The 25,585-nt window shown below is 37.7% G+C and carries 24 protein-coding genes; 6 read left to right on the top strand and 18 right to left on the bottom strand.

All coding sequences use genetic code 11. The features are described 5' to 3' along the window. Positions 1-58: 58 nt before the first annotated feature. The 8 genes from A6J74_RS21030 to A6J74_RS20995 form a co-directional block, all read right to left on the bottom strand. Positions 59-3,979 (bottom strand): DNA translocase FtsK, encoded by a 3,921-nt coding sequence (locus A6J74_RS21030; protein WP_080609582.1) that lies wholly within the window; start codon positions 3,977-3,979, stop codon positions 59-61. Positions 3,980-4,134: 155 nt separating this feature from the next. Beyond that, on the bottom strand, positions 4,135-5,091 hold the full coding sequence (locus A6J74_RS21025; protein ID WP_000874076.1) for an N-acetylmuramoyl-L-alanine amidase: 957 nt from the start codon (positions 5,089-5,091) through the stop codon (positions 4,135-4,137). Between the two features lie 40 nt (positions 5,092-5,131). Beyond that, complete coding sequence (locus A6J74_RS21020; RefSeq protein ID WP_000813345.1) at positions 5,132-5,476, bottom strand: hypothetical protein; 345 nt, start codon at positions 5,474-5,476, stop codon at positions 5,132-5,134. Between the two features lie 352 nt (positions 5,477-5,828). Next, complete coding sequence (gene ytpR / locus A6J74_RS21015) at positions 5,829-6,443, bottom strand: YtpR family tRNA-binding protein (protein WP_001006772.1); 615 nt, start codon at positions 6,441-6,443, stop codon at positions 5,829-5,831. Beyond that, entirely contained in the window at positions 6,440-7,252 is an 813-nt protein-coding gene (locus A6J74_RS21010; protein ID WP_000784599.1) for a DUF1444 domain-containing protein, read from the bottom strand. Before A6J74_RS21010 ends, ytpR begins: the two co-directional genes overlap by 4 nt. Positions 7,253-7,331: 79 nt before the next feature. After that, positions 7,332-7,646, bottom strand: a complete 315-nt coding sequence (locus tag A6J74_RS21005) for a thioredoxin family protein (RefSeq protein WP_000838192.1) — start codon at positions 7,644-7,646, stop codon at positions 7,332-7,334. Positions 7,647-7,730: 84 nt separating this feature from the next. After that, a complete protein-coding gene (locus A6J74_RS21000) occupies positions 7,731-8,240 on the bottom strand; it encodes a DUF84 family protein (RefSeq protein ID WP_000869945.1) in 510 nt (169 codons plus the stop codon). Between the two features lie 268 nt (positions 8,241-8,508). Then, the gene (locus tag A6J74_RS20995; RefSeq protein ID WP_001031519.1) at positions 8,509-9,582 is read right to left on the bottom strand and encodes a M42 family metallopeptidase; all 1,074 of its coding nucleotides are present in this window, start codon (positions 9,580-9,582) and stop codon (positions 8,509-8,511) included. Between the two features lie 148 nt (positions 9,583-9,730). Here A6J74_RS20995 and A6J74_RS20990 point away from each other — a divergent pair, with 148 nt between their 5' ends. Then, positions 9,731-10,042, top strand: a complete 312-nt coding sequence (locus A6J74_RS20990) for a PepSY domain-containing protein (protein ID WP_000118536.1) — start codon at positions 9,731-9,733, stop codon at positions 10,040-10,042. 199 nt (positions 10,043-10,241) lie between these two features. On the opposite strand, the gene A6J74_RS20985 is transcribed toward A6J74_RS20990, so the two are convergent. Both A6J74_RS20985 and trmB read right to left on the bottom strand, forming a co-directional pair. Further along, positions 10,242-11,096: a YtnP family quorum-quenching lactonase gene (locus A6J74_RS20985; protein ID WP_000391955.1), complete on the bottom strand. Its 855-nt coding sequence runs from the start codon at positions 11,094-11,096 to the stop codon at positions 10,242-10,244. A gap of 70 nt (positions 11,097-11,166) precedes the next feature. Beyond that, positions 11,167-11,820 carry a tRNA (guanosine(46)-N7)-methyltransferase TrmB gene (gene trmB / locus A6J74_RS20980; RefSeq protein ID WP_001239372.1) on the bottom strand — a complete coding sequence of 218 codons (654 nt, stop codon included), beginning with the start codon at positions 11,818-11,820 and terminating at the stop codon, positions 11,167-11,169. A gap of 231 nt (positions 11,821-12,051) precedes the next feature. Between trmB and A6J74_RS20975 the strand changes: the two genes are divergently transcribed. Further along, the gene (locus tag A6J74_RS20975) at positions 12,052-12,330 is read left to right on the top strand and encodes a YtzH-like family protein (protein WP_001122853.1); all 279 of its coding nucleotides are present in this window, start codon (positions 12,052-12,054) and stop codon (positions 12,328-12,330) included. A 3-nt stretch (positions 12,331-12,333) separates the two neighbouring features. Here the strand turns inward: A6J74_RS20975 and A6J74_RS20970 are convergent, their stop codons facing one another. The 4 genes from A6J74_RS20970 to pepV all read right to left on the bottom strand — a co-directional run bounded on the left by A6J74_RS20970 (position 12,334) and on the right by pepV (position 17,770). Continuing rightward, complete coding sequence (locus A6J74_RS20970; RefSeq protein ID WP_002039786.1) at positions 12,334-13,131, bottom strand: phosphotransferase family protein; 798 nt, start codon at positions 13,129-13,131, stop codon at positions 12,334-12,336. A gap of 229 nt (positions 13,132-13,360) precedes the next feature. After that, complete coding sequence (gene pulA / locus A6J74_RS20965; protein ID WP_002039785.1) at positions 13,361-15,502, bottom strand: type I pullulanase; 2,142 nt, start codon at positions 15,500-15,502, stop codon at positions 13,361-13,363. A gap of 212 nt (positions 15,503-15,714) precedes the next feature. Further along, on the bottom strand, positions 15,715-16,260 hold the full coding sequence (gene thpR / locus A6J74_RS20955) for an RNA 2',3'-cyclic phosphodiesterase (protein WP_000433242.1): 546 nt from the start codon (positions 16,258-16,260) through the stop codon (positions 15,715-15,717). 103 nt (positions 16,261-16,363) lie between these two features. Next, complete coding sequence (pepV, locus tag A6J74_RS20950) at positions 16,364-17,770, bottom strand: dipeptidase PepV (protein ID WP_001274245.1); 1,407 nt, start codon at positions 17,768-17,770, stop codon at positions 16,364-16,366. Between the two features lie 357 nt (positions 17,771-18,127). Between pepV and A6J74_RS20945 the strand changes: the two genes are divergently transcribed. Next, positions 18,128-18,349, top strand: a complete 222-nt coding sequence (locus tag A6J74_RS20945; protein WP_000805512.1) for a DeoR family transcriptional regulator — start codon at positions 18,128-18,130, stop codon at positions 18,347-18,349. A gap of 82 nt (positions 18,350-18,431) precedes the next feature. Here the strand turns inward: A6J74_RS20945 and A6J74_RS20940 are convergent, their stop codons facing one another. Next, positions 18,432-19,160 (bottom strand): pseudouridine synthase, encoded by a 729-nt coding sequence (locus tag A6J74_RS20940; protein WP_001234943.1) that lies wholly within the window; start codon positions 19,158-19,160, stop codon positions 18,432-18,434. Positions 19,161-19,201: 41 nt separating this feature from the next. Beyond that, a complete protein-coding gene (locus tag A6J74_RS20935; RefSeq protein ID WP_001284037.1) occupies positions 19,202-20,854 on the bottom strand; it encodes a putative polysaccharide biosynthesis protein in 1,653 nt (550 codons plus the stop codon). Positions 20,855-21,008: 154 nt separating this feature from the next. On the opposite strand from A6J74_RS20935, the gene A6J74_RS20930 reads away from it, so the two are divergent. Together A6J74_RS20930 and A6J74_RS20925 are read left to right on the top strand one after the other, a co-directional pair. After that, entirely contained in the window at positions 21,009-22,280 is a 1,272-nt protein-coding gene (locus tag A6J74_RS20930) for a BaiN/RdsA family NAD(P)/FAD-dependent oxidoreductase (RefSeq protein ID WP_000558856.1), read from the top strand. Positions 22,281-22,562: 282 nt separating this feature from the next. Then, on the top strand, positions 22,563-24,002 hold the full coding sequence (locus A6J74_RS20925; protein WP_001228037.1) for an MDR family MFS transporter: 1,440 nt from the start codon (positions 22,563-22,565) through the stop codon (positions 24,000-24,002). 31 nt (positions 24,003-24,033) lie between these two features. Here the strand turns inward: A6J74_RS20925 and A6J74_RS20920 are convergent, their stop codons facing one another. After that, positions 24,034-24,357: an ArsR/SmtB family transcription factor gene (locus A6J74_RS20920; RefSeq protein WP_000098843.1), complete on the bottom strand. Its 324-nt coding sequence runs from the start codon at positions 24,355-24,357 to the stop codon at positions 24,034-24,036. After that, positions 24,358-24,789 carry an SRPBCC family protein gene (locus A6J74_RS20915; RefSeq protein ID WP_000193760.1) on the bottom strand — a complete coding sequence of 144 codons (432 nt, stop codon included), beginning with the start codon at positions 24,787-24,789 and terminating at the stop codon, positions 24,358-24,360. It abuts the gene before it with no gap. A 424-nt stretch (positions 24,790-25,213) separates the two neighbouring features. Between A6J74_RS20915 and A6J74_RS20905 the strand changes: the two genes are divergently transcribed. Next, positions 25,214-25,441 carry a DUF3973 domain-containing protein gene (locus A6J74_RS20905; RefSeq protein WP_000498975.1) on the top strand — a complete coding sequence of 76 codons (228 nt, stop codon included), beginning with the start codon at positions 25,214-25,216 and terminating at the stop codon, positions 25,439-25,441. The last annotated feature ends 144 nt before the right edge of the window (positions 25,442-25,585 follow it).

The raw sequence follows: 25,585 nt of genomic DNA, 5'->3' as shown, positions 1-25,585 counted from the left end.
GCTTTACTCCCTACTTTACTATCCAACATTTTCTCTTAGTATACAGCAAAACCGTTTACTATATATTTGTTTCCTGCATAGCAGCGAATTCATCCTCAGAAATAAGGACATCTCTCGGTTTCGTTCCTCTTCCTTCAGAAATAATCCCTTGCGATTCCATCTCTTCAATGAGACGTGCCGCGCGATTATAACCGATGCGGAATTTTCGCTGTACAGAAGATGTGGACGCTCCCCCTTGTTCTACAACAAATTGACATGCATCTAAAAATAGTTCATCTTCCGACTCACTCTGTTCTGATTTTGCTAATAAATCCTCTTGCTTAAATAAGTAATTCGGCTTCATTTGCTTTTTCACATGATCAACTGTTTTTTCAATCTCATCATCCGATACATATACACCTTGTACACGAACTGGCTTAGATGTACCGTTCCCTAAGAATAACATATCACCACGGCCAAGTAATTTTTCCGCGCCACCAATATCGATAATCGTACGCGAATCAACTTGAGATGATACAGTGAACGCTATACGCGTTGGAATATTTGATTTAATTAAACCTGTAATAACATCTACCGATGGACGCTGCGTCGCAACTAATAAGTGAATACCACAAGCACGAGCTTTTTGGGCAATACGACAAATCGCTTCCTCAACATCACCAGGTGCCACCATCATTAAATCAGCTAACTCGTCAATGACGATAACAATGTAAGGCAATGTCTCACCCGGAATTTCTCGCTCGCTTACAATCGTATTATAACGCGTTAAATCACGAGCACCAGCATGCGCGAACAATTCATAACGGCGTTCCATCTCTTCAACTGCCCACTTTAATGCAGCGGTAGCTGCTTTTACATCCGTAATAACAGGTGCTACAAGATGCGGAACAGAATTATATGGTGCAAGCTCAACCATCTTCGGATCAATTAGTATTAACTTCACTTCATGTGGCTTCGCTTTATATAAAATACTCGTTAAAATTGCGTTAATACACACACTTTTACCAGAACCCGTTGCACCCGCAATAAGTCCGTGTGGCATTTTTCGAATATCGGTTACAATTGGATCACCAGAAATATCAAGTCCAAGCGCAACAGTAAGTGGTGATTCACTCTTTGTAAACACAGGACTTCTTAAAATTTCACGAAGAAATACTGGCTTACTTTCTTTATTTGGAACTTCAATTCCAATCGCACTCTTCCCTGGAATTGGTGCTTCAATACGAATATCTTTCGCAGCTAAACTCAGCTTAATATCATCACTTAAGTTTGTAATTTTATTTACTTTCACACCTGGATCTGGCTGTACTTCAAAACGAGTTACTGCCGGCCCTTGCGATACATTAATAACATGTGCTCCAACATGGAAATTATTAAACGTTGTATCTAACAATTCTTTTTGCTCTTCCAACCATTCCGTATTATCTAACGCTGACTGTTGCGGGATTGACAATAATGCTAATGGCGGAACGGTATATGTTGGTGGTGTTTGTAATACATTTCGCATATCGTTCTCTCTTTGATTTACAACATATGCTTTCTCTTGTGGTTCTGTACTTGAACTTGGCTTTTGTACTTGCCCTGCAACCATTTGTTGTACTGGTCTTTCTTCCACTCGTGATTCTACTACCATTTGTTGCACTGGTTGTTCTTCCATTCGTGATTCTACTACCATTTGTTGCGCTGGTTGTTCTTCCACTTGTGGTTCTACTACCACTTGCTGCATTGGCTTTTCTTCCACTTGTGGCTCTACTACCACTTGCTGCATTGGCTTTTCTTCCACTTGTGGTTCTACTACCACTTGCTGCATTGGTTTCTCTTCCACTTGTGGTTCTACTACCACTTGTTGCACTGGTTGTTCTTCCACTCGTGGTTCTACTACCATTTGTTGCGTTGGTTGTTCTTCCACTCGTGGTTCTACTACCATTTGTTGCGTTGGTTGTTCTTCTAATTGGTGTACAGGCTTATTCTCTACTCGCTCACTCATAGAAGATTGCATTGCACTCGTTCTAGCCGCATGTCTTTCCATTAATCGCGTTCTGTCTTGTTTCAACATAACAACATTAAATGGTACATGACGCTTTTTCTCACGTTTTGGCTCTTCTTTTTGCACAATTGGTTGTTCTTTAGCGACTGGCCCTTCTTCTACAACTGGTTGTTCTTCAGCGGCTGGCCCTTCTTCTGCAACTGGTTGTTCTTCAGCGACTGGCCCTTCTTCTACAACTGGTTGTTCTTCAGCGACTGGCCCTTCTTCTACAACTGGTTGTTCTTCAGCGACTGGCCCTTCTTCTACAACTGGTTGTTCTTCAGCGACTGGCCCTTCTTCTGCAACTGGTTGTTCTTCAGCGGCTGGCCCTTCTTCTACAACTGGTTGTTCTTTAGCGACTGGCCCTTCTTCTACAACTGGTTGTTCTTCAGCGACTGGTTGTTCTTCAGCGACTGGCCCTTCTTCTGCAACTGGTTGTTCTTCAGCGACTGGCCCTTCTTCTGCAACTGGTTGTTCTTCAGCGACTGGCCCTTCTTCTGCAACTGGTTTACTTTCCTCTGTTTCTGCAATTAAAACATTCGCAAAACTTTGGACATCTTCCATCGTTTGTTCATCAGCCTCAGCAACATGTATGAATTCATTTTTTTGTTCAATTGCTTCATCTAATACCATTTCTTGCTGCGTTTCCTCAAGTTCTACAATTGCTTCTACTTCAGACCCCTCTGTTTCTGCAATTACTTCTGCTTCTTCAGTTTCTTCCATTTCCGCCATTACTTCTGCTTCTTCAGTTTCTTCTGCTTCCACCATTACTTCTGCTTCTTCAGTTTCTTCTGCTTCCACCACTACTTCTGCTTCCGCCACTACTTCTGCTTCCGCCATTACTTCTGCTTCTTCAGTTTCTTCTGCTTCCGCCATTACTTCTGCAACTTCTCCAAGCTCTTCTGGTATTTCCACAATGATTGTTTCTTCAAGTTTTTCTTCTGCTTTGACAATCACTGATTCTTCTGGAGCTTGCTTTTCTACTTCCATAATAGGTTGTTCTATTTCTGTATTACATTTAATTTCTTCTGATAATATTGTATCCTCGTGCTCTACTTTGGAATCTACTAATTCCTCTTGTAAAATGTTTTCATTTAGCACCACTACATCTTTTTCTTGCTCTGCATCTTCCATACGCTCAGCTACCGTTTTATGAAGTAATTCATCCGCTGAAATTTCCTGCGGTGTATTTATTTCTTGAATTACTTCTTTTTCTTCTACTACTGGCTCTTGGCGCTCAATTTCATAACCGTTTTTCTCGAGCCATTGATCAACAACTGACTTTTCTTCCTTTTTACTCTGTTGACCTTGCTGATCAACGTCTTGATGACTAGAAGAAGTCGGTGCTTTTCCTTCTGAGAAATAAGATAATGTATACCCTTTTTTCTCTAACCATGCATCAACGACTGATTTGCCCTCTACAGATATTTCAAGATCTTCTCTTTCCTTTTCTTCCTCCTGCTTTTCTTCCTTTTTCTCTACTGAAGGACGATTATATCCATAAATCGGCGAAATCATTTCTGTTGGACGAAATGGTCTACGGCTACTTTCTTGCGGCGATACAGATACTTTTTTTACGACTGGCTCTGGATCCGGTTCATATTGCACTTCCGGCTCTTCGTATGTAGAAACTGCATTCTCCACATACTGCCGTCTACTTCTCTCCACTTTTATTCCTCTTTGAGTAGGCTGCTCTTCGTATATACCTCTTTGAACAGGTTGTTCTTCAAAGTGAGGTAATTCTCTTACGTCATCCTCATCAAATCCATCATCTGGTATTAATGGAAAACGGCATTTACCTGCATTTCTGCTTGCCATTTGTGCTTCTCTTGCTTCAGTGTAGTGGTTTACACGAGGAATTTTCGGCTGACTTTCAATTTGTTTCATTGCTTCTTTATTCATCGCTGTTTGTTCTTCCTCTTTGTTAAACAGCTTTTTCATCCAATCTAACATGCTTACCACTCTTTCTACTAAATAGTAACATCCTTTATTGTATCAGCATTCGGCAAAAAGTGCAGGTAAAATTAAGCATGTCATATTTATCCATAACATTCTAATTTACGATTGTTTTCATATAGAAAAAAGCAGCCTTCCATGTAAGACTGCTTTTAAGCTTTACTCTTCCGATATTCATCTACACTATCTGTTACACTTTGCAGTAAAGAATTTACATACTGCGGGTCAGATAATTTTTTATCTTCATCCTGATTGGACATAAACCCGAGCTCTAATAGTACGCCAGGAACTTTCGCCCAATTAAATCCAGAAAGGTCATCCCTAAATTTAATCCCATTTACTTTCACCTGATTGTTTTCTCTCATTTTATTTACTATCTTTTGCGAGATTTGAAGACTTTCTGCATAAATCTCTTTCGTATAGGGACTTCCTTCTGCTGGCGTCAATACAGCAAACCCACTTTGATTTGGATTTTCAGAACCATCTGCATGAAGGCGTAAAAATAAATCTGCCTTATGATCGTTTGCGAATGTCGCACGTTCTTTATTGCTTATATCAACATCTTGTGACGTTCTCGTCATTACTACTTGTATCCCTTTTGCTTCAAGCTTTTCTTTTAATAAAAAAGACATTTCTAATACAAGTACAGCCTCTCTCTTTTTCGTCACAACACCCGTTGTACCATCTGTCACTTTATATTTTTGCGTCGTTGCCCCTGGTCCAATCGGTTCTAAATTTAAATTTGCTTTTTGTTGATGCCCTGGATCAATAACGACGAGAAACTTTCCTTGTTTTTCATTACTCTCTACTTTTTGTTCATTATTTTGCATAAGTTGCTCAGTTGGCTTCACCGGCGTATTTTCCTCTTTCTTTTCCTCGGCCGATACTTCCTCCCGCTTAGTTTCTACTTGTTCATTCGTTTGAATTGTTTGCGATTCTTCTTTTTTTTCTTGTTCTTCTTGCTGCTTTTCTACCGGTGCTTCTTTCTTATCATCTTTACTATTTTCTTGTGTAGAAGATAATGTTTCTTTTTTCGACTGTTCTTGTGAACAACCTCCCATATATATTCCAATGAATGCAGTCATGACCATTATTTTTATATACTTCATGCTTCTCTCCCATCACTTTGCACCGGACTCAAAGTTTTTCTTATAATTGTTTTATAACCTCATCCATATTTCCAATATAAACAGGCTGCCACGTTTCTGTACCACGCTCTGCCGTATAGACTGGATAAGCGTCATCATCCACATTCACGAAAACTGGATCACCCATATCTGTTTCATATCCAATAACAATCCATTCTTCTTGCCATTTTCCACTTTCATTGCTTATTAATGAATTTTTATGTTTATCATATCGATAACCGATCTGCCCTTTTTCCAGTTCATCTTCACTAAATACATATATTTCATAAGTACCTAGCTCAACATCTTGCTGTTTTGAAGTTTCAATTCGTTTTAGAAGTTCTGCGATTTTTGGTTGTTGTTTCATACGTTTATCCCCTTCTATTTTTCTAAATTTTAACTAGATTGTTTATAAAATACAATATAGATTTTTTTAAAAAAGGTGACACCCTTATCATATTAACGATTTTTTGAGTATATCTATCACAACTCTCAATATATCAACGATTTTTTAAATATATCTATCACAACTCTCAATATATCAACGATTTTTTAAATATATCTATCACAACTCTCAATATATCAACGATTTTTTAAATATATCTATCACAACTCTCAATATATCAACGATTCAATACGAAATTTCGACTTACCGACAAAGAATGATAAAAAGAAAAGAGAGGCTGTCCAAAAGGACAACCTCTCTTTTCTTATATCAATTAAAATTTAAACTCTTGTCCAACTTCAAAGCTATCTTCTAATACAAGAATACCTTTTTCTTGTGGAGCGTCTGGAAGCTCTAATTCACGTGCAGAGCAGATCATTCCAGAAGAAGGAACACCGCGAAGCTCAGCTGGCTTAATTAACATACCACTTGGCATAACAGCGCCGATTTTTGCAACGACAACTTTTTGTCCTGCATCAACGTTTGGTGCACCACATACGATTTGTAATGTTTCTGTACCGATTTCTACTGTACAAATGTTTAATTTATCAGCATTTGGGTGCTTTTCTTTTTCAGCTACATAACCTACAACAAATTTTGGAGAAAGATCCGCTTCTACTTTTTCTTCAAAGCCGTTCTTCGCTAAAATTTCGTTGATTGTTTCTACAAGCTCTTTCGTTAATGTCAGGTTACCTGTTTCTTTTACTTCTAAGTAAGAAGATGCATTAAAGATGTTGAATCCTGCTGTTACATTGCTTTCACGATCGTATACGCGTGCAACATCTCCTTTGCGATCAAAAGTACGGTTCTCTAAAGTAATATCTTGTAAGGCAACAATTAAAGTGTCACCAATTCCTTCAAGGTTATAAAAAACGTTCACTTCGTTCATCCTTTCTCTTTTCCATCTGTCTTCTTCCGATTCTTCGCTAAAATAAAGATTGGTTCAAAGTCCCCATCTTCATAAACGAATGAAAGTGATGTAATCGGAACATGCCCTTCGGCAAAAAATTTCATTGTCATTTGTGCAATAATATCATAACCGATTTCGTTGACGATATCAGCAATAATTAATACGTCTTGGTGAGGAACAGCAACAACCATGTCACCAGAGATCTTTTCACGCATCGATTGTAGTAACGTTTCGTTTAAAATACGACTCGCATCATACCCATCATTTGTGTTTAAAAAGTAGAATGTATTATCCGCTACTGTGTCCTGCTTAAATTCATAACCTAATGAGCGAGCATTAAATAATGCCATCTCGCGCACTTGCTGCTCTGTAAGCTCTAATTTTTGTAATAAGCGCTCATCAATTAGGCGATACGTTTTATTAGAATCTAGCGCGTAATAAATACGTGTTTCCGCCGTATGATCCGTCATAATAAACGGATTTCCTTCTTCTGATTGTTTTGGGAAAGAAGTAGAGCGAATAACAGGTAAAATTTTCGCCGTGCTATTTTCTTCTCTATGCATTGCAATTAACGCTTCTTGTACATAATAAGCAACCTCTTCAATCGCCTTTTCTTTGTTCACTTCCCATTTCGCTACTACTCCTGGAAGTGATACGTTAATACCTTTTTTCGAGTTTGTTTGTTCAATACGAAGAACTTCTTTCTCGCTATCATAATGAAAATCCCATTCTGGTCGAGATAATTTCTTCATTAACTCGTCTTTCATCTTTTTACTTGTCATTTTCATCTCTTTTTCCTCCCTTCCAAAAAAATAACCTCCCCCGCGAAGGTAGAGGTTGTTTTTACAATTCAATTGGCTAATTGTTTTATTTTAAACCTTCAATAAACTCTTCGATTTGCTCTTGTGTTTTACGATCTTTGTTTACATAGCGTCCAGTTTCTTCACCTTTATTGTACGCTACAAAGCTCGGAATGCCAAATACGTCTAATTTTACGCATAGATCAATAAACTCATCACGATCTACATAGTAAAATGAGAAATCACTATACTTCTCTTCTACTTCTGGCATAAATGGATCAACGAAACGGCAATCTGGGCACCATTCTGCTGAGAACATGAAGACTACATTCTCTTCATTTTTTAATTCTTGGAATTGTTCCATGCTTTCTAATGATTTCATCTATATTTCCTCCTCTAATGCGTGCACTTTTTTCACACTATAATCTTTTCTTTATACTACCATACATCGTACACGGTGCAAGGTTTATGCTTGCTTTTTATCATACTTATATTGCCCAACGAGTAACTTAACAACGTGTACAAATAATTCCGTTCGATCGACATAATCGTCTGTAAAAATACCGATAGCACCTTCGTGACTACGAATATCTTTCCGCTCTACAAACTCTTCCATCACTTCACTTAACTCTTTACCATCTTCAAGAGGCGTTAAAAAATCGTCTGGTAACTTAATACGTGCTCCTCCGGCAACGAATATCTTATCGTCACTCGTTGCGAGTGCGCCCCAGTTACACATAAATAAACCGTGATCCGTTTTCATCACGCCGCCTTCTAACCCAATACCAATTTGAGCTTCTCCTTCTTGCAATGCTCGCTTCGCTCTATTAATTGCTCCTTGCATCGTCTCTTCATCTGAAAATGGCTGTGCCGATACTCCCGATGGGACAGAAAGAGATGTAATTTCAGCATCTTTCCATACCTTCTCCACAGCCCCAACCTTCGTTTTATTCTTCGATCCAACTACTACCTTCATTTCGTTCACCTCTATAAGAATTCATTATTCTGTTCTAATATCCACTTCAGCACAAATGAAGTGCCAACCACTACCACACACCACCAAGGAATCCCTTCTACCTATAGTAGAAGGTGACTTCCCACAATATTTTTGGTCCCGAACACAAAAACATTCTTCCGCGGTCTTCATGCATTATTCGAGCACTAATTAAGCACTGACCGCTACTACACATCGCTGGGTCATCTCTCCTACCTAAAAAAAGAAAGAGCTCTGCAGCCCTTCCTCTTTACGCGTTATTCTTAATTGTTTCTAACGTCGTTTTGTCCGTTGTTCTTACAAGCTTTGTAATAAGTTCTTTTGCTGCTGCATAATCATCAACATGTAAAATAGAAGCATGCGTATGAATGTAGCGAGCACAAACACCAATTACTGCTGATGGGATACCTGAGTTACTTGTATGTACACGGCCCGCATCTGTCCCACCTTGTGAAATAAAGTATTGGTACGGAATATTATGTGTTTCTGCTGTATCTAAAATGAATTCGCGCATTCCTCGATGAGTTACCATCGTACGATCGTAAATACGAAGAAGAGCACCTTTTCCTAATTGACCGAACTGCGTTTTATCACCAGAAGCATCGTTTGCTGGACTTGCATCAAGCGCATAGAAAATGTCTGGTTGAATCATATTAGCAGCTGTTTGTGCTCCGCGAAGACCTACTTCTTCTTGTACAGTAGCACCAGAGTATAATGTATTCGGTAATGTTTCATCTTTTAATTCTTTTAATAACTCGATTGCCAGGCCACATCCATAACGGTTGTCCCAAGCTTTCGCCATAATTTTCTTCTCATTTGCCATCGGTGTGAACGGGCAGATTGGCACGATTTGTTGTCCTGGTTTTACACCAATTTCAATCGCATCTTCATAACTATCTGCACCTATATCGATTAGCATATTTTTTATATCCATCGTTTTTGCACGTTGCGCATCACTTAATAAATGAGGAGGGATAGAACCAACAACCCCTATAACAGGACCATTCTTCGTCATCACTTGTACGCGCTGCGCTAATAGCACTTGGCTCCACCAGCCGCCTAACGTTTGAAAACGAAGCATTCCGTTTTTCGTAATTTGCGTAACCATGAAACCTACTTCATCCATATGACCTGCTACAAGAACACGTGGGCCAGTTTCGTCCCCTTTTTTCAGACCAAATACGCTACCTAAACCGTCTTGCACAATTTCATCAGCATATTTGCTTAATTCTTGCTTCATAAAACGGCGTACATCATGTTCAAAACCTGACGCACCTTGTAATTCTGTTAACGTACGAAATAATTGTAATGTCTCTTTATTCACGAAGTCCCCTTCTTTCAAACCTTAGTAGAATACCTTTTTTATTGTAACGAAATTTTCGAAATGTTTCTAGTTTCTTCTTTTTTAGCTGCATTTGCTTTATAATTATTATCGGTACACTATTTTTATTTTATAGAATTGAGGTGAATATATGAGCTGGAAAGGTTTAGTAGCAGGTCTTGGCGTTGGATTTGCAGCTGGTTATTTCGTTGCAAACAAAGTACAAGAACAATCCCATATTTCTTCAGAAAAAGCATTGAAAATGGTGAAACAAGCATTAAATCATAAAGGTGAAATTACTGGCTCTTGGGTACATATGGTTCCAGAGACATTTGAAAAATATGATGTTGCGTATGAAGTTTATCGCGGCGGTCTTACAACAATGTTAGATGATATACAAGAACGATTTGAATTTTTAGTTGATGCTAAAACAGGTACTGTTTTAGAGGTAATAGCAGCATAAAAAGAGGTTTCCCATTAGGTGAACCTCTTTTTTTTGAAAAATTGCGGATAGTGATTAAAATTATATCGGCGATTTTCCGAATATATCGGCGCAACTCGATTTATATCAGCGTTTGTTTAAATATATCGACTTACCGACAAAACCCGACAATAAAAAAGAGGCTGCTCCAATAAATATGATGGAATAACCTCCTTTTTTTTTAAGCTTCTATACTCGTTTTTCTCTCAATTTTTTCTACAATATGTCCTTCCTCATTCCACTTCACTGCACGATAATATGCGTCATGATAAAATGAAAACCACGCATCGTTTTCAGCACCATATTTCATCCACTTTTGCTTATTTTCAATCGATGTCATCGGATAATCATCATAAGCCATGACCCATAATACATTTTGATGTGCGTGTGTCGGCAATAGGTCTGCTAAATGCAGCATCGTTTCTCCTTTGCTTTCTAAAGCAATGACTGCATGTCCATCACTATGTCCGCCTGTATGCGCCATCTTTATTTCATCCGTAATTTCGATTTCTTGTTGAAACGTAACAACTTGCTCTACAATCGGCTCCCAATTTTCCTTCCAATACGTATTACGGGATCTAATATTTGGGTTCCTCATTTCATTCCACTCTGTTTCACTTACATAAACTTTCGCATTCGGAAACGCCGGTACAAGGTGATCCCCTTCCCATTTCGTTAAACCAGATGCATGATCAAAATGAAGGTGCGTCATTAAGACGTAGTGAATATCTTCAGGCTTTAATCCCAGTTTTTCTAAAGATTCATAAACCGATGACTCTTCCGTTACTCCTTGATTTCTCTTCATTTTCTCATTCAATTTACCGTTTCCTATTCCAGAATCAATAAGCATATTTCCATCTTTCGTTTGCAAAAGTAACGGATCTGTTCGTAAATATATATGATTTGTATCGTTATGTTTATATTTTCGTGACCAAAGTACTTTCGGCACAACGCCAAACATTGCCCCGCCATCTAAATGTGTGTTCCCACCTTTTAACCACGTCACTTTTATATCTCCAATTCGTAATTCTTCCATCACACATCCCCCTTTTACATTAATTTTAACATAAAATTCTGATTATTTTAGTTATAAAAAAACCTATGCATTACTGCATAGGCTCTGTGCGATACTTCGCTTCAACTCGATAAATACGATGACCTTTACTAGAGAACTTCTCTTCGTACTCAGTCATAATATTACCTTCAAAATCACTGTTATGAAGATCTAGGCTTAAGTAAGTTAGTAACATACCATACTCAGCCATACTCATTAGAGAGTATTCAAATAACCCTTGGTTATCTGTTTTGAAATGAATTTCTCCGCCCTCTACTAACACTTCTTCATAATTGCGTAAAAACGTTTTATACGTTAAACGACGCTTCGTGTGACGATTCTTCGGCCATGGATCTGAGAAGTTTAAATAAACACGATCAATTTCACCTTTTGCAAAGAAAACTGTTAAATCTTCAGCATCTTTATTTATTAACTTTAAGTTCGGTAATTCTTCTTCAATTAATTTATCAAGTGCATCTACAACAACACTCGTAAATTTTTCAATTCCAATATAATTAATATGTGGATTTGCTTTTGCCATATCGTACATAAAACGGCCACGACCTGTACCTACTTCAATGTGAATGGGTTGTTCATTTCCAAATACTTCTTTCCAATTACCCGCGCGCTCTTCTGGGTTTCCAATTACGATATGTGAATACTCATTAATTCGATCTAATGCATATGGTTTATGTCTTAAACGCATAGATGTCTCCCTCTCTTTACAAAGCTATTTTAAAGGAATGATTCCTTTTTTCTGTTTTAATCAATCTACCAAACAAAAAACCAAGTACGTACGAGCACTCGGTCCGTTTCTTTCAAGTATAAGATGTACCATTTTGATAAAAACTACATACAGCATTAAACATTCCATGACGACGTAGCTTTTTCTCTTACATTCCGAGAAGAGAAAAACAATCGAAAGGATGATCCGTTCATGCCAATTAGTCAACAACATCAATTAGAAGTGCTGAAAGATATTTTAGTCAATCACCAAAGCGATTGCTGCGGGACAGTTTCTGAATGCGAGCAATTAGAGCGCCTCATTCAATCGTTACTCGCAAACGATAATATAAGTAATGACGCTAAAACAATGCTAAACGATGTATATTCTTATAGTCAATCGGGTAAATCTTCCTCTAATTTGGACAACCATATTTCCAATAATCAAGAACAACTTACTCAGTGGATTGCTGGAATGGACAATTTTTCTTAAGTATTATTCTGAAGCAAGTAGTTGCTGTAAATATTGATGCCAATATTCAGCTTCTGCTTGCTGTTTTTTTGTTGTGTGCCATTGAATAGATAAAATCGTTTGTGCTATTACATACCATCTCATACGCCTAAGCAATGATTCATCCATTTCAATATCATAATACCCGAGCCACTCACTCCATTCATGACGCGGAATGTACCAGTATAATAACATACCTAGGTCTAGAGCTGGGTCAGCAATGACAGCTCCATCCCAATCAATTAAAAACAACTCATCTTCGTCCGACAATATCCAGTTGTTATGGTTTACATCACAATGGCATACAACGAATTCATTGTATTCAATACTTTTTAATGAATCCGTTAAATATTGAAGGCCTTGCTGAATTGTTTCATCTACCCTTATATCTCCCCTTAAAACAAGTTGCAATTGTTGTAATAACTCTTGGGCGTGAAGCGGCTGCTTCCCAAGTCTTTGAATCATCTGCACAAGCGCTTTAGAGGAGTGTATTTTCTTCAAAAGTTTCGCAACACGTTCTAGTTTCATATCCTCTGGCTCTAGCTTCTGTCCCGGAAGCCATTTTTGAGCAGAAATCACATCACCGTTCGTTACCCTTCTTGTCCAAAGTAATTTTGGAACAATTCCTTCTGCTGACAATACCGCTAAAAAGGGCGATGTATTCCGCTTTAAAAATAACTTCTGTTGTCCGTTTTGCGCAATATATGCATCGCCCGTTACTCCACCAGCCGGTACAAGACTCCACTCTTTTCCTAATAATTGTTCCAACCATTCCATATTCATTACCCGTTAACAAATCCTTATCTTTTATAGTTATGAAAAGAAAAACCGCAACATTTCTACACATGTTGTGGATTCATATATATTTTACTGTAAATGAAAAGAAAACTTGGCATAAGCCAAAAACTCTCTATTTTATTTTACAAAACCACTCATAGAATGACAACTTATCAAAATCGTCACCTTTGTCAATTCTACATTTATTACATTCTCATCGTCAAGTAGCGATTTGTCACATTATCGTCAATATATACGTGCTAATGGGAGCCAATTGAAGTTCCTTTCCTCTAAATGAAGAAATTGGCTCTATTTTCGCTTGCTTTTCGTTTACTAACACATGCCACGTTCCTTCTTTTGGAAGCTGCACCGTTTTAGCTTCCAAACCGCTATTAAATAAAACGACAATTTCTTTCCACGGCCCAAACAATTCTACATGCTCTAGGTGGTATGCAAGTACTTCTGTAGATGTTTGCAAAAAAGTCATATGCTTTTTTATAAGATCTGCGTTTTGTAATCGGAATGCCCCGTGCTCTTTGCGAATCGCAATTAACCCTTTTATATAGTTAACTGTCTCCATCTCTTTCTCTTTTTGATCCCAGTCTAATCGATTTATTTCATCATTTGCATTATAACTATTTTCATTTCCATTCTTCGTACGATAAAACTCTTGTCCTGCGTGTAAGAAAGGAATTCCTTGCGAAAGAATAACTATTGCGCTTGCTAGAAGGTGCCGTTTTTTCAAAATCTCTTCCGGTTCTTCATTACTGTGCACTAGTTTATCCCACATCGTCATGTTGTCATGACATTCTACATAGTTAATACTTTGTACCGGTTCTAGAAATAATCCTGTTTCTTTCACACTTAAAAGACTACCTGATGCTATATACTGTAAATGCTGACAGTCTACATGCCCACCAAACGCAAAACCACGTTTATTTACATTAAATGTGCTACCTTTTATTCCATCACGAAATTGATCATTAAACTGCGCGATATGTGGCATTTTTCTTGCATTATTTAACGCTGCTTTTTCCTCAAGAGGAAGCGGTGTTTGTAAATCCCATCCTTCTCCTAATAACAATGCGTCTCGCTTTATGTTTCGCACTTCTTTTTCTATTATGTTCATTGTATCAACATCTAAAATCCCCATTAAGTCGAATCGGAATCCATCAACATTGTATTCCGTCAGCCAATATAAAATAGACTCTATAATGAATTTCCTCATCATTTTCCGTTCAGACGCTATATCATTTCCAACTCCCGTCCCATTAGAAGGCATACCATCTTCGCCATGGCGAAAATAATAACCTGGAACAAGCTTTTCAAATGATGATAGTTCTCTTTCATAAACGTGATTATATACAACATCTATAACTACTCGGATACCGTTTTCATGAAATGTTTCAATCAATTGCTTACACTCTACTATCCTGTTATACGGATCAGCAAGGTTTGTAGCATAAAACCCCGTTGGTGTATTGTAATATAATGGATTGTAACCCCAATTATATGCGCCGGAAGGATTTGCCTCATCTACACCACCGAAACAAGATAACGGTAATAATTCAACATGTGTAACACCTAAATCTTTTATATGAGACAATCCTGTTAACGTCCCATTCCGTCCCGTCGTTCCCTCTTCCATCAACCCTCTATATGTTCCTTTTTTATTCACTCCACTATTTGGGTGAATAGTCGCATCACGAATATGCAGTTCATACAATATAGCATCTGTCATTGACTGTAATGGTGGTAATTCCTCTCGTCTCGTTACATTCGTCTTTTCCAAATCGATAACAACACCGTATTTCCCATTTGCAGTCGTTGACTTTGTGTATGGATCCACCGCTTCATTCCATATTAAATTAATACAGACGAGGAAGGTATATCGAGCCCCATCATGATCCCCTTGTAATGCATGAACCCAAACACCATTTTCTTCTCTATGCATGTCATAATCGGTATATTCTTTATCACTTTTATAAAATCTTACTTTTGCAAGCCTCGCAGTTGGAGCCCACACTTTAAATGTTGTTGCTTCTTTTTTGTATACAGCACCTAGATCTGTGCCTTCGTAATAATACTTCTCATCAAAAATTGCCGTTCGAATAACAGCGCCTATTTGTAAATCCGTTTCTTCGTTCCGTTCATCTCGTACTGTATAATACTTCCCCACATCTAGTGACTCTTCTATAAAGCACTCATACTTTGTTGCATCCGGAAGCGCAATAGTATGAGCAATCGGTAAATCTTTCACATTATTTCCTTCTTGCAAACGAAATGTCCGACTTGTTCCATACGCATGTGGGAGCAAAATTGTAATTTTATTCATTTCATCTAAATAGGCATCAAATGGACGTTTTACTTTCAACATAAAAAAATCACCATCATTCTCAAAATTAAAATAAAGTGAATCTTTAATCAATTCGGAGTATCCCCTGCTGATTATTAGCCCCCACCAATCGGGCCTTTGTGTGAGTATACGAGCTGCAAATAATAAAACTTTTCTTATTAGCAAGACTCTATACAGTAACTCCATTATTCTCTATAGTATATTCACCTGTATAAAAAACGTTTTCATACATTCTATTTTTGTAGTTTTATTTCAGCAATCGATTTATATTTCGGCGTTTCCTTCACGTGAGATTCGTATAAAGTAATTGTATCCGCTTGAAATGATACTTCAGGCACTTCTTTTATATTTTCCAAATGAAACTTTTTTTCTCCCATCCATTTACGAGCAACAGTAATATGTGGATGATACGGACGTGTTTCTAAAGAAAACCCATTCCCTTCACAAATCGCATGCGCTTGCTTTTGTAGCTGAAACAACTCATGATTCTCACTTACTTTCGCCCAAAAAATACGTGGCCTGTCTTCCATGCCAAATGTTGAAAATCCTTGTAATGTGAAAGGTAGTTCCTTTTTTTCTATAAGTGTTTGTAATCCATTCTTTATTCCTTCTAATTGTTCCTCTGTCGCACTTCCTAAAAAGGAAAGGGTAATATGATAGTCTTCCTTATGTACCCACGAGCGAAATGGTAATTCCTCCTCCATATCCTCTTTATAATTAGAGAGCACTTCTTTTATATAATTTGGTAAAGTAATTGCGACAAAATAATGCGGCTCCATTTATATCATCTCCTTTTTTTTATTGTTGCTTTTCTTTCTTATCTCATTCAGTTAAAAAGAAGCCGCCCTCTAAAGTAGAGAGCGGTCATTATTCATATATCCTTTATTTCGCTAACTCATGAATTGCTTGCGCGTAAATTGCTGTTGCTTTTAATAAGTCTTCAATTTCAATGTACTCATCTTTTTGATGCGCAAGTTCTTCTTTTCCAGGGAATAGCGGGCCAAATGCAACGCCAGCTTTCAATGAACGGGCGTAAGTACCACCGCCGATTGCTAATAGCTCTGCTTTTTCTCCTGTTTGTTCTTCATACACGCGCTGCAGCGTACGAATTAATACGTGGTCTTTATCGACGTGATGCGGACGAGAGTTAGAATAATCCGCTACTTCAAATCCATGAATACTAACGTATTCTTTTAACTTCGCAATCATTTCTTCAAAGTTAGTCGTAACTGGGTAACGTACGTTTAACCCTAAGTTGCCACCGTTTTCTTTCGTATAAGAAAGGCGACCGACATTCACTGTTAACGGACCGCTAACTTCGTCTTTATAAGCAATAGTAGCTTTTTCACCAAAAATATCACCAGTAAATGTTTTTGCTGCAAATGTCGCAAATGCATTTGCTTTTCCATCAAGTGAAACTGTAGTTAAGAAGTTTGCTAATAGTAAACCTGCATTTTCTCCTTTTTCTGGAGTAGATCCGTGTGCTGAAATTCCTTCTATTTGCAACGTCACTGTATTTCCTTCTATAGTTGAGTTCCCTATTTTTTTAGCCGTTTTTAAATACTCTTCATATGCTACTGTAAGTGCATTTACATCTTCTCCTGTAATAACCGCTTTTGCAAAATCAGGAACCATGTTTAAACGGCGGCCTGACTCAAATGAAACGAGTTCATATACACCTTTTTTCTCTTCACTACCATTTTGCACAACTTGTATATCAGAAATTCCTTTTTCTGCATTAATAATTGGAAAGTCCGCGTCTGGCGCAAAACCGATTGTTGGCATTTCTTCGTTTTTAAAGTAGTGATCTACACATTTCCAGTTACTTTCTTCATCTGTTCCTAAAATCATACGAACGCGTTTTGAAAGAGGCAACCCTAATTCTTTCACAATTTTCATCGCATAATAAGCTGCCATCGTTGGGCCTTTATCATCAATTGCACCACGTGCAAAAATCTTTCCTTCGCGAATATCTGCACTATATGCAGGAGTCGTCCAGCCATCTCCTTCTGGTACAACATCAACATGACAAAGAATACCTACTAGTTCTTCTCCTTGTCCCATTTCAAGATGACCTGCATAACCTTCTAAATTTTTAGAAGAAAAACCTTCTAATTCTCCTTTATGTAACATGAAAGATAAAGCTTTTTCTACACCTTCACCGAACGGTGCGCCCTCTTTCGCCGACTCTTCTTCCCACACACTTTTAATTTGCAAAAATTGTTGTGTATCACGAATTAAATCATCTTTTCGTTTTGCAACTTCTTCTGTCCAATTAATCGCTGACATCACGCATCCATCCTTCGCTATATTATCTCTTTCATCATAGCAAACCGAAATCCCTTATGCCATACACGAAAGTCAAATACCGAACAATTGTAATATTTCAGATATTTCCCATTAGTTTTTCTTTTATTTTTTCAAAAAATTTTGCAGGAATTTGGCGTTTTACGTAGAATTTTATGTGTTAGTTGACTGATCATATATACAATGTCAACTACCAATATTTTTCTATATGAAATTTTGTTAAACTTTTGTAAAATTTAAGTAGATTAAAGCATGAATTTTATCATGTAGAGTACAATGGTAGTAACGACCTTCTTTCCTGAATGGGGTCAAAAAAACTAGTAGAGGAGTGGTTTTCTCTTGAAACCTACAACTACTCGTATGCTAACACGCATTAAATCAATTTATATGTACATCAATGAAAACGGAACGGTAACGACGAAAGACCTTGTAGATGAGTTCGGGATCACACCGCGAACGATACAACGTGATCTAAATGTGTTGCAGTTTAATGAACTCGTGTATAGCCCTTGCCGCGGTAAGTGGACAACAACAGGAAAGAAAGTGAGAATGACCTCATAACGAAAAAATAATTGTATGTAAATAAATACATACCCCTTTCTAACTCATTAGAAAGGGGTCTTTTCTGCGCCTAAAAACAGGACTACTTCTCAGTATCTACTTGATATGTTTTTAACATTTCTACTTCTTCATCTGTTAGCTCTCGGTATTCTCCAAGTTCTAGTTCTTCATCTAATACTAACGGACCCATCTCTGTTCTCTTTAGGTAAACAACCTTTTTCCCTACTGCTTCAAACATGCGCTTCACTTGATGGAATTTTCCTTCTGTAATCACAAGCTCAATTTCAGAAACATCATCGCTTTTTAATATTGTAAGTGCACCTGGTTTCGTTTCATAACCATCGTCTAAAATAACACCTTTAGCAAACTCTTTTACATCCTCTTCCGTTACAACTCCTGCAACGTGTGCATAGTATTTTTTCGGCACATGCTTTTTCGGAGATAATAATTGATGTGATAACTTCCCGTCATTTGTTATCAATAAGAAACCTTCCGTATCGATATCAAGTCGTCCAACTGGGAACGGATCAAAGATTGCATCTTCTAGTTCTAATAAATCTATTACTGTTTCGTGATTATCATCTTCTGTAGCTGAAATTACACCTTGTGGCTTATGCAGCATTAAATAAACAAACTCTTTATATTCTACAACTTCACCGTGAATCATAACTTCTTGCTCTTCTACATTTACATGAACCTTTGCATCTTTCACCGGCGTTCCATCAATCTTCACAACGCCGTCTTTCAATAATTTCTTTACTTCTTTTCTACTTCCGTATCCCATATTCGCTAATAATTTATCTAATCTCACGTTTTTCACCTTCTTTATTTATCATAGAAAAGGGGACGTATTTACGCCCCTTTTGATTTCAACTTTATTTTGAATCTACTGCCAAGTTTACGCTGAATTTTCTCTAACGCTTCTCCGCCAAATACTCTTTCAAGTACTCCTGTGCGAATTGCTAACAGACCGTAAACAAGACCACCAACACCTGCACAAATCGCAACTGTAATTAAAGCACCAATACGGCCATCTGGCGAAATCATGAAGGATAGAATCCACTGTGATAGTTTTACCGCCACGACCATTACAAGTGTTAATACTGCAATTTGGAATGTTCTCTTATATACAACACCAAATGAATAGTGTGCATGTTTTTGGATTTGTCTATTCGTATACCATACGGAAGCTAAAAAACCGACTGCAGTAGCTAAAATCGCTCCTACTGTACCGAAATATCGAATAAAGATTACGTTACATACAAATTTCAAAATAACACCCATAACAAGTGCGACAATCGCATGTTTTTGTTGATTAATCCCTTGCAGAATCGCGGCTGTTACCGTAAATAAAGCAAATAACAATGCAACTGGTGCATACCACATTAACACTTGTCCACCTAATGGATCTGAATCGTAAAACGCAGTGTAAATTGGATAAGCCAGTGTTGAAATACCGACAACTGCTGGCAATGTTAAAAACATATTCGCCTGGAATGTTTGTGTAATTTGTAATTTTAAATAGCGATATTGTTTTTCCGTAAATGATTTTGTAATCGCTGGTACAAGCGTTAAACTAAACGCTGTTGCAAGCGATACTGGAATCATAATTAATTTATGCGTCCACATTGTGAAAATACCGAGCGCTCGCTCTGCGATATCACCTTGACCAATTGCCTGCATAATAGAGTTAAATGTCAATGTATCAATTTGTTGATATAAAGGAATTGTTAACCCAATTACAACGTAAGGAATTGCATACGCAAATAACTCTTTAAACAATTGAACGGTACTTACTGTCGATTCTGGTACAGTTTGTTCAATTAAATATTGATCCAAATATTTTTTACGTTTTAACCAGTACCAAATTAATACGCCGAGTGCTCCAACTGCTGAAACGAATGCAGCGAATGTCGCAACTCCGACTGCTGTTGCTACTGTACCGCCAAGTATTTTAATAACGATGAAACTACCCGCTAGTAAAAAGACGATACGAATAATTTGTTCAATAATTTGTGACACCGTAGTCGGTCCCATCGATTGGTGACCTTGGAAATAACCACGAATCAAACTTGCTGCCGGTACAACAATAAGTGCGAAACTTACGAGGCGAATAATCGTCGTAACTTCTTCTACCTTATTTTGTAAACTTTGTTTACCAAGCATTGCTTCTGCAAATAATGGTGCGGTCATGTACAGTACTAAGAAGGAAAGAACTCCTGTTACTATCATCATAACCATTCCCGAGCGGAACATTCTTCGGCTCGTTTTATAATCTCCAAGTGCATTATATTTGGAAACAAACTTTGAAACAGCAAGCGGCACCCCTGCCGTTGCAATACTTAAAAATATCGTATATGGAATATATCCATATGTATAGAGCGTTCCGCCTTCTGTGCCTACTAATGCATGAAACGGAAAGACGTAAATCATGCCTAAGAACTTTACTAAAAATGTCCCTAACGTCACAATAAGCGTTCCGCGCAGAAATTTTGAATCGGACATACGAAAATCCTCCTACTTCCTATATAACGCTGAACTCTAACTTTTGTATTGTACCACAATTCTCCCCTCAAGCAGTACTTCACTCTATTTTTCTTTTAAGGGAAAACATGCTATTCTTTTAGGCAGGAAATGTAGAAAATGAGGTCGATATATTATGCATTATGATGTTATTGTAATCGGTGGCGGGCCTTCTGGGCTAATGGCTGCAATCGGTGCTGCAGAAGAAGGCGCAAATGTCTTACTTCTTGATAAAGGAAATAAACTAGGGCGCAAACTTGCGATTTCTGGTGGTGGTCGTTGTAACGTAACGAACCGTCTACCACTTGATGAAATCGTTAAACATATACCAGGAAATGGCCGCTTCTTATACAGCGCTTTTTCTATTTTTAATAATGAAGATATTATTAAATTCTTCGAAAATCTCGGGGTAAAATTGAAAGAGGAAGATCATGGCCGTATGTTCCCTGTATCAAACAAAGCGCAATCGGTAGTAGACGCACTTTTAACACGATTAAAAGATTTAGGTGTAAAAATCCGTACGAATACACCTGTTGAAACGATTGAATATGAAAATGGTCAAACGAAAGCAGTTGTATTACAAACAGGCGAAGTGTTAGAAACGAATCACGTCGTTATCGCTGTTGGCGGAAAATCTGTTCCTCAAACTGGTTCTACTGGAGACGGATACGCTTGGGCTGAAAAAGGTGGTCATACAATTACAGAATTATTTCCAACAGAAGTACCAATCCTTTCAAACGAGCCATTTATACGTGATCGCTCATTACAAGGTCTTGCTTTACGTGATATAAACTTAAGCGTATTAAACCCGAAAGGAAAAGCTATCATTTCTCACAAAATGGACATGCTCTTCACTCATTTCGGCCTATCTGGTCCTGCTGCTCTTCGCTGTAGTCAATTCGTCGTGAAAGCACTGAAAAAGTTTAAAACGAATACAATACAAATGAGTATTGATGCATTACCAGAAGAAAATAGTGAACAACTATTCCAACGCATGCTGAAACAAATGAAAGAAGATCCGAAAAAAGGAATTAAAAACGTGTTAAAAGGATACGTTCCCGAGCGTTACTTCCTATTCTTATTAGAAAAAAATGAAATTGACGGTAGCGAACAAGCTGGACAAGTTTCTCATGAAAAGATTCGTGCACTTGTGAAAGACTTTAAAGAATTTACTGTGAATGTAAATGGTACGCAGTCAATTGAAAAAGCATTCGTTACTGGCGGAGGCGTATCTGTTAAAGAAATTAATCCGAAAGAAATGTCTTCTAAATTCACGAATGGCTTATATTTCTGCGGAGAAGTTCTTGATATTCACGGTTATACGGGCGGTTATAACATTACATCCGCTCTCGTTACTGGTAGAATTGCTGGAACTACAGCTGGAGAAAATGCGAAAATGCAATATTAAAAAAGAAACAGCATTCCTGTTTCTTTTTTTATAGGTACATGAAATTATATCGGCGATTCTGCAAATATATCAGCGATTCTACGACTTATATCAGCGATGTTTCAAAAATACCAGCGATTCTGCAACTTATATCGGCGATTTCTCAAATATATCGACTTACCGACAATAAGCGACAAATATACACTCCTCCTAACTTCCCATTACTTATTTGTTGCTTTATATACCTTAGTACCTTTATATTTTATATTGTTGAATATTTAAAAAAGGGTAAGGGGAAAACATATGAGAAAAAAAGTCATGGTGTCTTTAATGCTAATGACGTTTCTTTCTGCCGTAGAAGGAACGATTGTTAGTACAGCAATCCCTCGTATAACGAGTGATTTGTCAGGCGTCGAACTTGTTAGCTGGGTTTACGCAATTTATATGCTTGCCACAGCGGTTTCGACTCCAATATACGGAAAATTGGCTGATTTATTCGGTCGTAAAAAAGTTCTACTTATCGGAGCTACAATCTTTTTAATCGGCTCTGCACTTTGCGGTGTCGTTACATCGATGGAACAATTAATCTTCTTCCGTGCTCTTCAAGGTATAGGTGCTGGCGCTGTTATGCCAATCACAATGACGATTATTGGAGACTTATATAGCGAAGCGAAAGACCGCGCGAAAGCACAGGGCTGGATGAGTGCCGTTTGGGGTGTATCTGGTGTTGTCGGGCCGTTAGTAGGTGGTTTTTTAGTTGATTCTCTTTCTTGGCGCTATATTTTCTTCTTAAACGTTCCTTTCGGAATTATCGCTTGCTTAATGTTTGCCACTTCTTATAAGGAATCTGTTAAGTCTGCCGCCAAGCAGCATATCGACTATCTTGGTGCGACAGTCTTCTCATTAAGTACAATTGCTTTACTATACGCATTATTAACAGGTAGCAGTAAGCAAAACTGGGGAGACATTACAATCATCGGTCTATTAATCTTTTCGGCTGTGTCATTCATTATTTTCTTATACATCGAGAAAAAATCTCCGGAACCATTAATTCCGCTAGCACTTTTCTCTAACCGTACATTATCTACGATAAACATATTAACTCTTATTGCCGGTGCGATGATTATTAGTATTACAATGTACCTTCCAATTTGGAGCCAAGGTGTATTAGGAAAAAATGCGACAGAAGCTGGACTCATTTTAATGCCAATTCCTGTTATGTGGACGTTCGGTGCTATGTTCTCCGGTAACTTAGTTGGCAAATTACAAACGAAACAAATTATTTTACTCGGAGCTAGCATTTTATCAGTTGCTACCTTCTTATTATTTACATTGTCAACAAATTCACCATCGTTCCTTATTTATGTTGCAGTCGGATTATTCGGCTTAGGCATGGGGCTTGTGACACCTATTTACATGGTAACAATTCAAGCAGCCGTACCAGCTCATACACGCGGAACAGCCGTTGGTTTAAACACATTTATTAATACATTTAGTCAAACGTTAGGTGCTGCAATATTCGGTACAATCTTCAATACGATGATTCACGCACGTGGTATTAAAAACCTTGATCTTGTATCTGGCGGACACGGCGGAACTACAGCAAACGTAGCAACTGAATCACAATCTGCATTAGCAGCAAGTGTACACGTTATTTATATGAGTACTTTCGTATTAGCAGTATTTACATTAATTATTGCTTGGCTCTTATTAAAACCAGCTACACAAACAAGTGAGCAATAATAAAGAGGATGACCCAAATGGTCATCCTCTTTTATTCTTCATTCTCCACAATATGTTTAAGCACGGACAATTTATTATCCCAAAATCGTTCATAATATGAGAGCCACTGCTTTAATTCTTCTAACGGCTCCGGCTGCAAACAATATATCTTCTCTCTTCCACTCTTTCTTCCACTTACTAAATTCGCTTCTGAAAGAATATGAAGATGCTTCACAACAGCCGTACGACTCATCGGAAAATGATCCGTTATTTTTGAAATTGGTAACTCTTTATCACTTAATAACCGTAACACTTCTCGGCGGGTCGGATCAGCAATTGCTTGAAATACATCATATTTCGCTGCTGACGAAGACATTTATCCTTCAACAACCTTTTTCAGTTTTTCATTTACAATCGCTACCCAGCCGCCATTCATTCTATCGCGAATAATAGAGCTCTTCGCATTCGCTTTCGGCAGAATTTCATCAGGATGTTTCCAACCGCCGTGAATTAATGTAAATTCTGTTTTATTTTCTCCTAAGTCTCTCAAATGGAATGAAACAACCCAGCCATCTGTGTCCCATGAGAAAGATAAATGGTTTGGTTCATCAATTTCTAACACTTTACATGGTGACGGTCCAAATGGTGATTGAACATGAAACTCATGTCCTACCTCTAATTCAAAATCATTCGGCATAAACCATGATTCAATTCCTTCTGCAGTTGACACTACATTCCATACTTTTTGAATAGACGCGTTAAAAACGATTGTTTGTTTAATATCGTTTAATGTATTTTGTTGAGTCATTTTTTTAGCCCCTTTATCCAGCATTAAAACATAACACCTTTTAGTTGTATTTGAATAATATAACACCTTTTAGTTTCATGTCAACACTAATTCTTTTTACCGTTGAGAAATTCTCAACATTTTTTCAACAGGACAAACACCCTCTCAGCATTCCCTCATAATATACTCACAAAGGCAATAAAAAATAAAAACTTCTCTCAACATGAAACTCCATCATTCATATTGAAAGAAGTGCCTTACTTATATCATGCGTACATCGTCTCTCCTCCTTCCCTCAAGAGGCAATACGCAAGATATAAAAAATCAGAAGGAATATGCCCACCATTTGAGTAGGTAGTTATTTCTCTTCTCCTCAACATTTCCTTAGGAGCGAAATGACTACCCACTCACTTTTTTAAACAAAAATAAAAAGGGGATGAAAGCTATGTTCTATTGCATTAACTGTTCTGACATTCACCATGAAAAACATCCGAATGATAAAGTATTCAAAAACGGTTTTTATATTGATCCATTTTTAGGTGATCGTTATCACCTCGGTATGTGTAAAGATGCCCAAGATCATGAAACAGAGGCAAACCTTTTAGCGACAAAGAAATTAGGCGCACCCCAATCTATTATGAACGTATTACCAACCCATGTTGTCCCAACATAAAGTGAAACTTTAATCAGTGGGGGGTTTTATTCATCCCCCACTGATTATTAGTTGAACCAATCGGGCTTTTACGGGCAATTGCCTCCCACCTAACTTCCTCGTATGCGCTAAATTTTGAGGTGGGAGTCTTACTGCCCGTTAATG

The organism is Bacillus sp. FDAARGOS_235 (assembly GCF_002073415.2).
In the GTDB taxonomy this organism is placed as follows: domain Bacteria; phylum Bacillota; class Bacilli; order Bacillales; family Bacillaceae_G; genus Bacillus_A; species Bacillus_A toyonensis.
Note: the sequence above shows the minus strand (reverse complement) of the source record. Positions and strands in the feature narration are given on the sequence as shown.